Annotated in this window: 12 protein-coding genes and 1 rRNA gene; 11 read left to right on the top strand and 2 right to left on the bottom strand. The window is 72.0% G+C overall.

Translation table 11 applies throughout. The features are described from left to right. The first annotated feature begins 2 nt into the window (after positions 1-2). Both rrf and CFI00_RS12940 read left to right on the top strand, forming a co-directional pair. A 5S ribosomal RNA gene (gene rrf, locus CFI00_RS12945) occupies positions 3-120 on the top strand. Positions 121-318: 198 nt separating this feature from the next. Beyond that, positions 319-681, top strand: coding sequence for a single-stranded DNA-binding protein (locus CFI00_RS12940; protein ID WP_242532376.1), 363 nt, complete (start codon positions 319-321; stop codon positions 679-681). Here CFI00_RS12940 and CFI00_RS12935 read toward each other — a convergent pair. Continuing rightward, complete coding sequence (locus tag CFI00_RS12935; RefSeq protein ID WP_207081555.1) at positions 656-1774, bottom strand: DUF1015 family protein; 1119 nt, start codon at positions 1772-1774, stop codon at positions 656-658. The genes CFI00_RS12940 and CFI00_RS12935 overlap by 26 nt on opposite strands. Positions 1775-1849: 75 nt before the next feature. On the opposite strand from CFI00_RS12935, the gene CFI00_RS12930 reads away from it, so the two are divergent. The 9 genes from CFI00_RS12930 to CFI00_RS12890 are packed head-to-tail and all read left to right on the top strand — an operon-like array spanning position 1850 to position 10949. Then, complete coding sequence (locus CFI00_RS12930; RefSeq protein ID WP_242532375.1) at positions 1850-2842, top strand: HAD-IIA family hydrolase; 993 nt, start codon at positions 1850-1852, stop codon at positions 2840-2842. A 10-nt stretch (positions 2843-2852) separates the two neighbouring features. Beyond that, entirely contained in the window at positions 2853-3125 is a 273-nt protein-coding gene (locus CFI00_RS12925; RefSeq protein WP_207081553.1) for a hypothetical protein, read from the top strand. Positions 3126-3130: 5 nt separating this feature from the next. Further along, positions 3131-3970: a TlyA family RNA methyltransferase gene (locus CFI00_RS12920; protein ID WP_207081552.1), complete on the top strand. Its 840-nt coding sequence runs from the start codon at positions 3131-3133 to the stop codon at positions 3968-3970. Further along, entirely contained in the window at positions 3967-4917 is a 951-nt protein-coding gene (locus CFI00_RS12915; RefSeq protein WP_207081551.1) for an NAD kinase, read from the top strand. The genes CFI00_RS12920 and CFI00_RS12915 overlap by 4 nt, the downstream gene beginning before the upstream one ends. Then, positions 4868-6682 carry a DNA repair protein RecN gene (gene recN / locus CFI00_RS12910; protein WP_347401860.1) on the top strand — a complete coding sequence of 605 codons (1815 nt, stop codon included), beginning with the start codon at positions 4868-4870 and terminating at the stop codon, positions 6680-6682. Before CFI00_RS12915 ends, recN begins: the two co-directional genes overlap by 50 nt. 15 nt (positions 6683-6697) lie before the next feature. After that, positions 6698-7894, top strand: a complete 1197-nt coding sequence (gene steA / locus CFI00_RS12905; protein ID WP_207081550.1) for a putative cytokinetic ring protein SteA — start codon at positions 6698-6700, stop codon at positions 7892-7894. Next, positions 7891-8781 (top strand): copper transporter, encoded by an 891-nt coding sequence (locus CFI00_RS12900; protein ID WP_207081549.1) that lies wholly within the window; start codon positions 7891-7893, stop codon positions 8779-8781. Before steA ends, CFI00_RS12900 begins: the two co-directional genes overlap by 4 nt. 11 nt (positions 8782-8792) lie before the next feature. Further along, on the top strand, positions 8793-10484 hold the full coding sequence (locus CFI00_RS12895) for a CTP synthase (protein ID WP_207081548.1): 1692 nt from the start codon (positions 8793-8795) through the stop codon (positions 10482-10484). 3 nt (positions 10485-10487) lie between these two features. Further along, entirely contained in the window at positions 10488-10949 is a 462-nt protein-coding gene (locus CFI00_RS12890) for a hypothetical protein (protein ID WP_207081547.1), read from the top strand. A gap of 54 nt (positions 10950-11003) precedes the next feature. On the opposite strand, the gene pepN is transcribed toward CFI00_RS12890, so the two are convergent. Beyond that, positions 11004-13478 carry an aminopeptidase N gene (pepN, locus tag CFI00_RS12885; protein ID WP_207081546.1) on the bottom strand — a complete coding sequence of 825 codons (2475 nt, stop codon included), beginning with the start codon at positions 13476-13478 and terminating at the stop codon, positions 11004-11006. Between the last annotated feature and the right edge of the window lie 3 nt (positions 13479-13481).

Below are 13481 nucleotides of genomic sequence, written 5' to 3'. Positions count from 1 at the left end.
GTTACGGCGGCCATAGCGAAACGGGAAACACCCGGTCCCATACCGAACCCGGAAGTTAAGCCTTTCAGCGCCGATGGTACTGCAACCGAGAGGTTGTGGGAGAGTAGGACGCCGCCGGACATACATTGTGGAAGTGGGGTCACCTTCGGGTGGCCCCACTTTTGCGTTCCCGGGCAGCGCTGGAACCTCGAACGGAGGCATTGCCGGGCCACCTCGTGTCCACAGGTGGGCCGATCAGCAGGCTCTCCACAGGGGAGTGCCGGCTGGGCGAGTGCGTGTCGGTCGTGCGCGGAATCGTCTGGTCACAGGAGGTGCACTGTGACCAAGACACAGACGAAGGACCCGAGCGACATCGATGTCGCCATCAATGACGTACGACTGGTGGGCCGACTCACCGGCGCGCCCACCGCGGTGGAGCTGCCGAGTGGTGACGCGGTGATCACGTTCCGAGTATCGGTGCCCAGGGCCGGTGCGACCACCGGTCAACGAGTGGACTCGGTGCCCTGCGCCGCGTGGAGTGCCCGCGTGCGTCGCAGCGTGCTCACGTGGCGGGTCGGTGACCTGGTCGAGGTCGAGGGTGCCGTGAGGTGCCGGTTCTACCAGGCGGGGGGCGCAACGCGATCACGCGTGGAGGTCGAGACCTCGGCAGCGAGGATCATCCGCCGATCACCGGCCGCATGAGCACCCCGAGACTGGGCTTGGGCTGGAAAGACGTTGCCTTCTCCGGGAGAAGGCCGCCGGACTCGACCAGGGCTCGCACCTGGTCGAAGTCAGGGCTGGGCAGGAGGACCGCCGGAGCGGCGGGGCCCGCTGCAGCCAACGCCTCGTCGACGTTGTGGTGGTGCACCACGCGGACGTCCGATCTGGTCAGACGAGGGAGCACGGAGTCGTGCACCCATGAGACGGGTGCGTCCTGGGGGAGGGCCGGCGGTGTGACCACGTGCCACGACTCACCGTCGGTCAGCACGAAGTGCGTGCTGTCGAGCGCGAGCAGAGCCTGATGGCGCTCGCGACGGGTGACCTGCGCCCCCGCGGCGCGAGAGGCGCCGAGCAGATCGATGAGCGTGGTGCCCGGGAATGTGCGGTGGATGGCTCCGAGGAACAGGGGAGTGTCGTCCTGGTCGACGAGCATGGCCAAGCCGGTGTCCCACGGCGTGCCGGGGTGCTCCTCCTGCAGGCGGAGATAGGCGGCGTAGCGGTGATGACCGTCGGCGAGGAGGCAGCGCGTCGACGCGAGAAGCCCGGCGATCCCGGCGAGGGTCTCGGGGTCGCGGATGGCCCAGATGCGCTGGCGCTGGCCGGTGCGGTCGAGGTAGCGCCAGTCCGGTGCGTTCTGGCTGACGGACGTGACGATCTCCCGCAGCTGGGGTCGCCCGTGGTGCACCAGAAGGATCGGGGCAGGGTTCAGGTCCATCTGCAGCATCCGGTCGGCCAGCTCGCCGGCCTGCTCGGGGTGGATGGCCTCGTGGGGCCACACGGCGCGCTCGTCGAAGGACTGGGCCCGACGCGACATCGACAGCGCGCCGACGAGGCCGCGCACAGTGAGGCCACCGACGGTGTACTCGTGGAGATAGATCGCGGGCGCGCTGTCGGCGGTGGCGCGCCCCTGCGCGATCCACTGCTCCAGCCGGGCCGCGACGTCGCGATAGGGTCGCGCCAGCGCTCTGGCCGACGCGGGATCCCCGACCCGCTCGGGCGCCAGCATCACCGCACGGAACGGCGAGAGCTCGAGAGGCGTCGCGACGTACGGCGGCACGACGCTGGCGAGTTCCATCGGAGCATCGTAGGGGGACGCCCGTCACAGCCCGGAGAGGGGTGCAGCATGCTCGAGGAGTGCAGGACTCCGATCGTGGACGCGCACGACCTGGTCATGTTCGACCTCGACGGCGTGGTCTACGTCGGGACCGATGCCATCGAGGGCGTCGCCGAGAAGGTGGACCGGATCCGTGCCAGCGGTCGGCACGTCGCGTTCGTGACCAACAACGCCGCCCGCACGCCCGAGCAGGTCTCGGACAAGCTCGTCGGGATGGGGGTGCATGCCGAGCCGGGCGACGTGGTGACGTCTGCCCAGGCCGCAGCCCGCGTGCTCGCGGATGCCCACGGCGAGGGCGCCAGGATCCTGATGCTCGGAGGGGACGGTCTCCGTGCGGCGCTCGTCGAGGCCGGGCTGGAGCCGGTCGAGGACCCCGACGGTGCCGTCGCGGTGGCCAGCGGCTACGGACCGGACGTCCGGTGGCGCCACATCATGCGCGTCGCGAGCCTGGTCCGCGATGGACTGCCCTACGTGGCGAGCAACGCCGACATGACCATCCCCACGGCCTACGGCCTGGCCCCCGGCCACGGCGTACTGGTGCAGACGATCACGGGCTTCGCCGGCGTCGCGGCCACCGTGGCCGGCAAGCCCGAGAAGCCACTGATGGAGGAGACCGTCCTGCGGGTCGGCGGCGACCGACCGATCATGGTGGGGGACCGGCTCGACACCGACATCGAGGGCGCCCACGCGATCGGCGTACCGTCGCTGCTGGTGCTCACCGGGGTGACCTGGCTCCACGAGCTCGCCACGGCGGGCCCGCAGCTGCGCCCGACCTACATCTCACCGGACCTGGCAGGGCTCTTCGAGCCCCATCCTGCTCCCACGGTCGACGGCGGTCGCGTCGAGCTGGGCGGCTGGTCCGGCGCGGTGGTGGACGGTCGTCTCGAGGTCGACGGCGCAGGCAGCGACGCGGACTGGTGGCGCGTCGCCGCGACGGCGTGCTGGCTCCACCTGGACGAGGCCGGCCAGCCCGCGGACGTCACCGACACGGTGCCGCCCGGACCAGTTCGTCGCCTCGGCGCCGAGTAGGGTCGCACCCATGGACGAGCAGCGTGGCGCCCCGGCGTACGAGGCGGGCGCGAACGCCCGGGACGAGCGCGGGGATGCCGTCGCCAACCGTGAGGCGCCGAGCTATGAGCCGACCGGGGTCGACGTCGTGGACCGGGTCCTGGCCGATGTCGCCGCTGTCGTCGGATCGCCGCTGAGCGAGCACGTGCGGGTCTTCGAGCAGGCACACGAACGGCTGCGTCGCGCCCTCGACGCACAACAGCCCGCGCCTTCGGGGCAGCACGACGACGTGCAGGGTTCCTGACACCCGTGCCTCCACGACGACTTCGACTCGACCAGGAGCTCGTCCGCCGCGGTCTGGCCCGTTCGCGCGAGCACGCCAGCGAGCTCGTGGCGGCTGGCCGCGTGACGGTCTCGGGCGCCGTCGCGACCAAGCCTGCGACCGGCGTGACCACGGATGTGGCCATCGTGGTGCGCGAGGACCCGACGTCGATCGACTACGTCTCGCGCGGTGGGCACAAGCTCGCGGGAGCGCTCGAGGCCTTCGCGTCCCACGGCGTCAGCGTCGAGGGCAGGCGCTGCCTCGACGCCGGTGCGTCGACCGGCGGCTTCACCGACGTGCTGCTGCGGGCCGGTGCGCGCGAGGTGGTCGCGGTCGACGTCGGCTACGGGCAGCTGGCCTGGTCGTTGCAGAGCGACGAGCGGGTGCAGGTGCACGACCGCACCAACATCCGCGAGCTGACGCTGGACCTCATCGGCGACCCGGTCGACCTCGTCGTGGGGGACCTGTCCTTCATCTCCCTGGCCTTGGTCCTGGACCCCCTGCTGTCGGTGACCCGCAGCGACGGTGAGCTCGCGCTGATGGTCAAGCCGCAGTTCGAGGTCGGCAAGGAGCGCGTCGGCAAGGGCGGTGTCGTGCGCGACCTCGGTCTGCGGGCCGAGGCGGTGACCACGATCGCCGACCTCGCGGCCGAGCGCGGGTGGGGCGCCGTCGCCGTGACGGTCAGCCCGCTGCCCGGCCCGTCCGGCAACGTCGAGTTCTTCCTGCTGCTGCGCCGCGGCCCGGCGGCGATCGGCGCCGACGACATCGTGGCGGAGGTGCAGCGCGCCGCATCACTGGGGGTGGCGGGTGAGAGGGTGGTCCCGTGATCGCCGAGAGTCCCGTACGCCGCGTGCTGGTGCTGGCCCACACGGGACGGTCGGACGTGCGTGACGTCGCTCGTGCATGCGTGCAGCAGCTCACCGAGCACGGGATCGCCGTACGCCTCCTGGCGGACGAGGCGACCGACCTCGGGCTCGCCGACGCTGACGGGCTCGTGGAGACGACCCTGCCGGACCACCTGCCCGGGGAGGGCTGCGAGCTGGTGCTGGTCATCGGCGGGGACGGCTCGATCCTGCGCGCGGCCGAGCTGACCCACGAGACCAGCACGCCGCTGCTCGGCGTCAACCTCGGCCACGTCGGCTTCCTCGCCGAGGCCGAGCAGGAGGACGTCGAGTCGACGATCGCGGCGATCGTCGAGCGCAACTACACCGCCGAGGATCGGCTGACCCTGGACGTACGGGTCAGGGTCGGGCAGGACACCCTCTTCTCCACCTTCGCGCTCAACGAGGCCAGCGTGGAGAAGGCGGCCCGGGAGCGCATGCTCGAGGTGGTCGTCGAGGTCGACGACCGCCCCCTGTCGCGCTGGGGTTGCGACGGGGTGGTGTGCGCGACTCCCACGGGTTCGACCGCCTACAACTTCAGCGCCGGCGGTCCGGTGGTCTGGCCCGAGGTCGAGGCACTGCTGATGGTGCCCCTGAGCGCGCACGCCCTCTTCGCCCGGCCCATGGTGGTGGCGCCCACGTCGGTGCTCGCGGTGGAGGTGCTGGCCAACACCGAGGGCTCGGGCGTGCTGTGGTGCGACGGCCGTCGCACCGTCGACCTGCCGCCCGGCGCCCGCATCGAGGTGCGTCGCGGCGCCCGCCCGGTCCGTCTGGTCCGACTGCACCAGGCGCCGTTCACCGACCGGCTGGTGGCGAAGTTCGACCTGCCGGTGGAGGGCTGGCGTGGCGCGGCGGAGCGTCGACGCCGCGACGGTGGTGACCACGATGCTTGAGGAGCTGCGGATCAGCTCGCTGGGCGTCATCGACTCCTCGACCCTCGAGCTCGGGCCCGGCCTGACGGTGATCACCGGTGAGACGGGCGCAGGCAAGACCATGGTCGTGACCGCGCTCGGCCTGCTGCTCGGCGGGCGCGCGGACGCCGGCGCCGTACGCTCCGGAACCGGACACGCGCGCGTCGAGGGAGTGGTGTCGGCCGCCGACCTGACCGGTTTCCGAGAAGCCGTCGAGGAGTCCGGGGGAGTCGTCGAGGACGACCGGGTCGTGCTCGCCCGCAACGTCGCGGCGCAGGGACGTTCGCGTGCCTGGGTCGGCGGGGCATCGGTGCCTGTCACCACGCTCGCCGAGATCGCCGAACCGCTGGTCGCGGTGCACGGCCAGTCCGACCAGCACCGTCTGCTGAAGTCCGGCGCGCAGCGCGCCTCGCTCGACCGGTTCGCCGGCGCCGGGCTGGCGAGGACCGCGGCTGACTACGCCGGGCTCTATGCCGAGCTCGCTGCGACCGAACGCACCCTCGCCGATGTGGTCGGGTCCGCCCGGGAGCGCGCGCGCGAGGCAGACCAGCTCCGTTTCGGACTCGGTGAGGTGGAAGCGGTCGACCCGAGGCCGGGCGAGGACCTCGAGCTCGCCGCCGAGGAGACGCGGCTCGGTTTCGCCGACACGCTCCGCACCGCGGCAGAGACCGCCCGCGAGGCGCTCTCGAGCGAGGACGGCGCACCCGACGCGATGGGCACCACGAGCGCTGCCCGCCAGGCCCTCGACGGGGTCCGCGAGCACGACGCGACCGCGGGGGAGCTCGCCGACCGCATCGCCGAGCTCGGTCACCTGCTGGTCGACGTCGCGGGCGACGTGGCGTCGTACGCCTCGAGCCTGGAGACCGACCCGTCGCGGCTCGCGCACGTGTCCGAGCGCCGGTCCGCGCTGACCGCCCTGACCCGCAAGTACGGCGAGACCATCGACGAGGTGCTGGAGTGGGCCGAGGACGGCGCCAAACGGCTCCTGGACCTCGAGGACGCCGACGGCAGCATCGCCGAGCTGGAGGCGCGCCGCGACCGCCTGCGCGCAGAGCTGGGTGCGCTGGCCTCGAAGCTGAGCAAGCAGCGTACGAAGGCAGCGGTGCGCCTCGGCAGGGCAGTCAGCGACGAGCTCACGTCGCTCGCGATGCCGCACGCGGTGGTGAGCATCGCGGTGACGCAGTCGGAGGTGGCGGCGCCCGCCGTCCCGTCCGGTCCCGTGCTGCACGTGGACGGACGCTGGCTGCGCGCGACGTCCTCCGGCGTTGACGAGGTGGAGTTCCTGCTGGCCGCGAACACGGGCGCCGACCCGCGGCCGTTGCACAAGGGGGCGTCCGGCGGCGAGCTGTCCCGGGTCATGCTCGCCCTCGAGGTGTCGCTGGCCGAGACCGGCTCGGTGCCGACCTTCGTCTTCGACGAGGTCGACGCGGGAGTCGGCGGCAAGGCCGCCATCGAGGTGGGGCGCCGGCTCGCTGCGCTGGCCCACTCCTCGCAGGTCCTCGTGGTCACCCACCTGCCGCAGGTGGCGGCCTACGCCGACCGCCACGTGGTCGTGCACAAGTCCAGCGACGGCTCGATCACCACCTCGGGCCTGGTCACCCTCGACGAGGACGATCGCGAGCGTGAGCTGTCGCGGATGCTGGCCGGGGTGGAGGACTCCGACAGCGCCCGGGCGCATGCCCGCGAGCTGCTCGCCGCCGCCGCGCCCGACCGGGCGTGCCTCCCCGAAGGGCAGGGTCGCGGCTGAGAGCATGGCGCGGTCATGAAGTTCGCAGTGCGCTCCCGCCCAGCCCCCGCTCTCCCCGGTGTCCACGGCCCGGCCAGGATCCACCGTCGCACGACCAGCCTGCTCGGCCGGCTGCACGTCGGTGACGTCGCGGTGCTCGACCACCTCGACATGGATCGCGACACCGCGCAGGCGTTGATCGACGCCGGGGTCGTCGCCGTGGTGAACAGCGGCCCGATGGTGTCGGGACGCTTCCCGAACCTCGGCCCCGAGCGACTGGTCGACGCCGGTGTCCTGGTGGTCGACAACGCGGGTCCGGAGGTCTTCGACCGGCTCAGGGACGGCACGGACGTCCGCATCGACGCGGGTGTGCTGCATGCCGGCGACACGGTCGTCGCGACCGGGCGCGAAGTGACCGCGGAGCTGGTCCGCTCCGAGATGGGGCGCGCCCGCAGCGGGCTGAGCGCCCAGCTCGAGAGCTTCACCCACAACAGCACCGAGTTCCTGCGGCGCGAGCAGGACCTGCTCCTCCACGGCCACGGCGTGCCGCGGACCGCGACCGACATGGCCGGACGACCGGTCGTGGTCACGGTGCGCTCGCACGGCTGGCAGGACGAGCTGCGCGGCATCAAGCCCTTCGTGCGTGAGCAACGTCCCGTCCTCGTCGGCGTGGACCACGGAGCGGACGCGCTCGTCGCGGCCGGCCACCGACCCGACGTCGTGGTCGTCAGCGGCGCCGACGACCTGCCGAGCGCAGCCGTGCTCCGCAAGGCCCGCGACGTGGTCGTCCTGGTCGAGCGCGGTGCACCGCGCAGCGCCACCGAGCAGCTCGAACGGCTCGGCATCCGGCCGTTGCGCTTCGAGACCACCGCCACCGCGGAGGACGCGGCCCTGCTGCTCGCCTCGGCGCGCGAGGCCTCGCTCATCGTCGGGGTCGGCATGCACGCCACGCTCGACGAGTTCCTCGACCGCCGGCGCGCCGGTCTCGCAAGCACGTTCCTGACCCGGCTCAAGGTGGGACCCGACCTCGTCGACGCGAGCGCCGTGCCGCAGCTCTACGACGGCGCAGTACGTCCCCGGCACCTCGTCGGTGCGCTCGTCGCCGGAGTGCTCGCCGTGGCCGCCGCGGTGAGCGTCACCCCCGTCGGCCAGCAGTGGGTCGACGACCTCGCGCCTGCCGTCACGAGCAGCACCACCGACCTGATCGACAACGTCCGAGGAATCCTCCCGTGATCACCCTGCGTCACCACGTCCTGACCATCGTCGCCGTCTTCCTGGCCCTCGCCGCCGGCATCGTCCTCGGGGGAGGTCCGCTGTCCGACGTGGGCACCACGGTGACGGCCGCGAGCCGCGACGAGGCCGCGCCGGCAGACGACGGCGGTCGTGCCGACTACTCCGAGCGCTTCGTCTCCGCGCTCGCGCCCCCGGTCCTCGCCGGACGCCTCGACGACCGGTCGGTGGCGGTCGTCACCGTCCCCGGCGCGGACGAGCAGCTCGTCACGGTCCTGACCGAGCAGGTGGGCGCCTCGGGTGGCACCGTGAGCGCGCGCTACGACCTCGGAGAGGACCTCCTGGACCCCGACCAGAAGTCGCTGGTCGACACGCTCGGCAGCCAGCTGCTCACCCAGCAGGCCACCGACGACGTCGCCGCCGACGCGTCGACGTACGACCGGATCGGCCAGCTGCTCGGCCTCGCCATCGCCACCAAGGAGGCCGAGGGCCAGGACGTCAGCGGCAAGGCCCGAGCCGTGCTCGACGCCGTCAGCGGCGCCGGCCTGATGGACGAGCAGGCGGACGTCGAGCGTCGCGCACCCCTCGTGCTGCTGGTGCTCGGCACCGACGCCGGGGACGAGGGCTCCGACGCCGTGCTCGCCGGGCTGGTCGAGGGCCTGTCCGCCCAGGCGGCCGGTGTCGTCGTCGCAGGGGTGACCGCGGACGGCGGAGATGGCCAGCTCGGACGGCTGCGCGCCGACCCCGCCGCAGCCTCGGTCGCGAGCGTGGACGGCATCGACACCGCCGCCGGCCGGGTCGCCGCGATCATGACCCTCCAGCGTTCGCTGACCACGCCCGGCGGGGCCTTCGGTGCGTCGGGTGCCGACGGACCCGTCCCACTCGGGTAGGATCGAAGCCCGTGAAGAGCCGCACGCCGACCAAGCACGTTTTCGTCACTGGAGGCGTCGCCTCCTCCCTCGGCAAGGGGCTCACCGCCTCGAGCCTGGGCCAGCTGCTGAAGTCGCGCGGCCTGCGCGTGACGATGCAGAAGCTGGACCCCTACCTCAACGTGGATCCGGGCACGATGAACCCGTTCCAGCACGGGGAGGTGTTCGTCACCAACGACGGCGCCGAGACCGACCTGGACATCGGGCACTACGAGCGCTTCCTCGACACCGACCTCAACCAGATCGCCAACGTGACGACCGGTCAGGTCTACTCCACGGTGATCGCCAAGGAGCGCCGCGGGGACTACCTCGGCGACACCGTCCAGGTGATCCCGCACATCACCAACGAGATCAAGGACCGCATCCTCGCGATGGGCGGACCGGACATCGACGTGGTGATCACCGAGATCGGCGGCACCGTCGGCGACATCGAGTCGCTGCCGTTCCTCGAGGCCGCCCGGCAGACGCGGCACGAGATCGGTCGCGACAACTGCTTCTTCATCCACGTCTCCCTCGTGCCCTACATCGGGCCGTCGGGCGAGCTGAAGACCAAGCCCACCCAGCACTCGGTGGCTGCGCTGCGCTCCATCGGCATCCAGCCCGACGCGATCGTGTGCCGCGCCGACCGCGAGCTTCCCGACACCATCAAGCGCAAGATCGCCCTGATGTGCGACGTCGACGACGACGCCGTGGTGACGGCGGCCGACGCCCCCTCGATCTACGACATCCCGAAGGTGCTGCACCGCGAGGGCCTCGACGCCTACGTCGTACGCCGTCTCGACCTGCCGTTCCGCGACGTCGACTGGACGACGTGGGACGACCTGCTGCGCCGCGTGCACCACCCGTCGGAGGAGGTCACGGTCGCGCTGGTCGGCAAGTACATCGACCTGCCGGACGCCTACCTCTCGGTGAGCGAGGCGCTGCGCGCAGGCGGCTTCGCCCACGAGGCCAAGGTCAACATCCGCTGGGTCGCCTCCGACCTCTGCGAGACCGACGCGGGTGCTGCCAAGCAGCTCGGCGACGTCGACGCGGTGCTGGTGCCCGGCGGCTTCGGCGTGCGCGGCATCGAGGGCAAGCTCGGGGCACTGCGCTACACCCGCACCCACGGCATCCCCACCCTCGGTCTGTGCCTCGGACTGCAGTGCATGGTGATCGAGTACGCCCGCGACGTCGCCGGCCTGACGAAGGCCGGATCGACCGAGTTCGACCCCGAGACGGTCGAGCCGGTGATCTCGACGATCGAGGAGCAGAAGAAGTTCGTCGATGGCGCCGGTGACCTCGGCGGCACGATGCGCCTGGGCCTGCAGAAGGCCGAGCTCCTCGAGGGCAGTGTCGTGCGGGCGGCGTACGGCGCGGACGTGATCGAAGAGCGCCACCGCCACCGCTACGAGTTCAACGACGCCTACCGCGAGACCCTCGCGGAGGCCGGCCTCGTCTTCTCCGGGATCAACCCCGAGCTGGGCCTGGTCGAGTTCGTCGAGCTTCCCGCCGACGTGCACCCCTACTACGTCGCGACCCAGGCGCACCCCGAGCTGCGCTCGCGCCCGACCCGTCCGCACCCGCTCTTCGCGGGGTTGATCGGTGCCGCGATCGAGCGCCAGCGTTCCGAGCGGTTCCCGCTCGACGAGTCGGGCCTGCGCCGCAAGGACGACGTGGAGGACTGAGCAGTGCTGGAGGCGGCGGGGACCTACCGGCGCACCGACCTGGAGCGACGCGACCAGCAGGTCTCGTGGGAACGCCCGGACAAGGCGTTCTTCGCGTCGGGCGCGTGCCACGTGCTGGCCTGGGCGTGCGTGGAGGTGCACGCCGACAGGTCCCTGCGTCTCGGGGCGATCCGGACGCCGGGCGCCCACGAGGTCTGGCACACGTACGCAGTCTGGGGAGACCACGCGTTCGACGCCTCGGGCTGGCACCTCGAGCGGGAGCTGGTGAGGGCGAACGAGGCGTTCGAGGGCCGTGCCCTCGAGCGGGTGCCGATCGTGGGGAGCCTCGAGGACTTCTGCGTCGAGCAGCACCACCGGCTGCCCCGCGACTTCTGGGCCGACCCGTGGCCGCGGGCACAGGACTACGTCCGGCGCTTCGTGCCGCCCTGGGTTCCGGACGAGGAAGTGCCCGGTCGGCGCGCCTGAGCGCGAGGAAGTGCCCGGTCGGCGCGCCTGAGCGCGAGGAAGTGCCCGGTCGGTCTAGAGCTGGCGGGCCTGCAGGATCCGGCCGAGCACGAACGAGTTCGAGCGCAGCTGGTTGCGGGCGTACGCCATCAGGCTGGTGTCGTCCGCCGCGGCCTCGGCGGCGGCGAGGAAGTCCGCGTCGCCCGCACCGAGGGGGTACATCGCCCGGATCGTCAGGCCCTGGTTGAGCAGGCCGCCCTTGAGCGTGTGCAGCTCCTCGAGGTAGCGGTGCGTGAAGGGCGCGAGCAGCTCGGCCTGGCCCGGGCGCCAGAACGTCGAGCCGAGCACCAGCGTCTCGCGGCTCGCCGGGACGGCGTAGTCGACGAAGAAGGCCCGCCAGACCTCCTCCTTGGCCTCGACGTCGGGCCGGGCGGCGAGCACCGCGAGGCGGCGCATCCCGGCGTCGGGGTCGGGGTCGGCCTCGAGCAGACGCGCGACGCGGTCCTCGTCGTAGTCGCCGAGCTCGGAGCGGCGTACGGCCATGCGCCAGGCGAGGTCGAGGTCGCTGGCCTGCTCGGCGGCGGCCTCCAGGACCGACCAGTGGGCGTCGGTCGAGGCGGAGGCGGCCAACGTGCGCAGCGCGGCCTGACGGGCGTCCGGGACGTCGACGAGGCCGACGACGGCGTCGGCGAGGCCGCGGAGCAGGTCGGGGGACTCGGCCGCGGGGGCCCAGCGGTCGGCGACCACCAGTGCCTGGCTCAGGAAGGGCTCGATCAGCGCGGGGCTGGACTCCGAGCGCAGCGCGGCGGTGAGGGCGGCGGCGACGTCACGCGGCGCGACGTCGCCGAGCAGCAGGAGCTGGCCCGCGGTCGCGGCCACGAGGGCGCGATCGAGCGGGTCCTCGAGCTGGTCGACGTGGCGCAGCATCCGCTCCAGCGACGTGGCGTCGGGTTTGACCGCCGCGAACGTGTAGTCGCCGGCGTTGACCAGGCGCAGGTCACCCGCGGGCAGCTTCACCGGGGTGCGGAACCCGTCGACCTCGTGCGAGGACCGACCCACCGGGACGAGGGTGTCGCCGGACGTGTCGAAGACCGCGATGTCGAGACGGTGCGGGCGCGGCTCCTGCCCGTCGGTCGTCTCGACGACCAGCTCGTCACCGACCAGGGAGATGACGTCGGTGCCGGCCTCGTCGAGCCACGCCTTGGTCCAGGCGGACAGGTCGCGGCCCGAGGCGCGGGAGCAGCAGTCCATCAGGTCGTCGAGGCGGGTGTTGGAGAAGGCGTAGCGGCTGAAGTAGTCACGCAGGCCCTCGACGAAGGCGTCCTCGCCGATGAAGGCGACGAGCTGGTGCAGCACGCTCTGGCCCTTGACGTAGGTGATCGCGTCGAAGTTCGACATCGCCGCGGAGACGTCGGGGACGTCGCTGCGGATCGGGTGGCGCGCCGGGCTCATGTCCATCTCGTAGGCGGTGCGCTTGGACACCGCCAGGAAGGTCGCCCACTGGTCGGTGAACTCGCTCGCACCGGCCATGCCCCAGTTGGCCGCCCACGACGCGAACGCCTCGTTGAGCCAGAGGTCGTCCCACCACTGCATGGTCACCAGGTCGCCGAACCACATGTGCGCCATCTCGTGGAAGATGAACTCGGCGCGGACCGCGCGCTGCGCGTGCGTCGGGGGAGTGCGGAAGAGCTGGCCGTCACCGTAGGTGACGCAGCCCCAGTTCTCCATCGCCCCGCCCAGGTTGGGCACGAACACCTGGTCGTAGCGCTCCTGCGGGAACCGGTAGCCGAAGCGCTCGCCGAAGAACGCCAGGCCCTGACGAGTCAGCGTGACCATCTCGTCCAGGTCGCGCTCGAGGATCGCGACGAGCGACTGGCGGCAGTAGAAGCCGAGGTCGTAGCCGTCGTGCTGGCGGCGCACCTCGTGGAAGGGACCCGCGTTGACCACGACGACGTACGTCGACAGGCGCGGCGTGTCGGGGAAGGTCCAGGTCCGCGCGTCGGAGGAGTCGGCGTCCTCGATCGACTCCGGGGCGCCGTTGGAGGTGACCGACCACGAGGAGGGCGCGGTGACGACGAAGCGGTGGGGCGCCTTGAGGTCGGGCTGGTCGAAGCAGGCCCAGACGCGGCGCGCCTCGTCGGGCTCGAGGCTGGTCCAGACGTAGACGAGCTCGTCGGTCGGGTCGACCGTGCGGAGGATGCCCTCCCCGGTCGCGGTGTTGGTGGTGCTGGCCTCGACCACCAGGACGTTGTCGGCGGCCAGGGCGGGGAGGGGAAGCCGCCCGTCGGCGACCGTCGTGACGTCGAGCTCCTCACCGTTCAGGGTCGCGCGCGCGACGTCCATCGCGACGTCGACGAAGGTCGAGGCGCCGGGCTCGGAGCAGGTGAAGGTGATGGTGCTGACCGAGGCGAAGACCTCGCCCGCCAGCAGGCCCGTCATGTCCACCGCGATGTCGTAGCGCTGGACCTCGAGGAGGCCCGAACGGGTGGCGGCTTCGTGCTTGGTGAGCGTCGACAGCGTCATGAGGGTGACCGTACTCACTGTGTCCATCCG

Source organism: Nocardioides sp. S5, assembly GCF_017310035.1.
GTDB lineage: Bacteria > Actinomycetota > Actinomycetes > Propionibacteriales > Nocardioidaceae > Nocardioides.
Note: the sequence above shows the minus strand (reverse complement) of the source record. Positions and strands in the feature narration are given on the sequence as shown.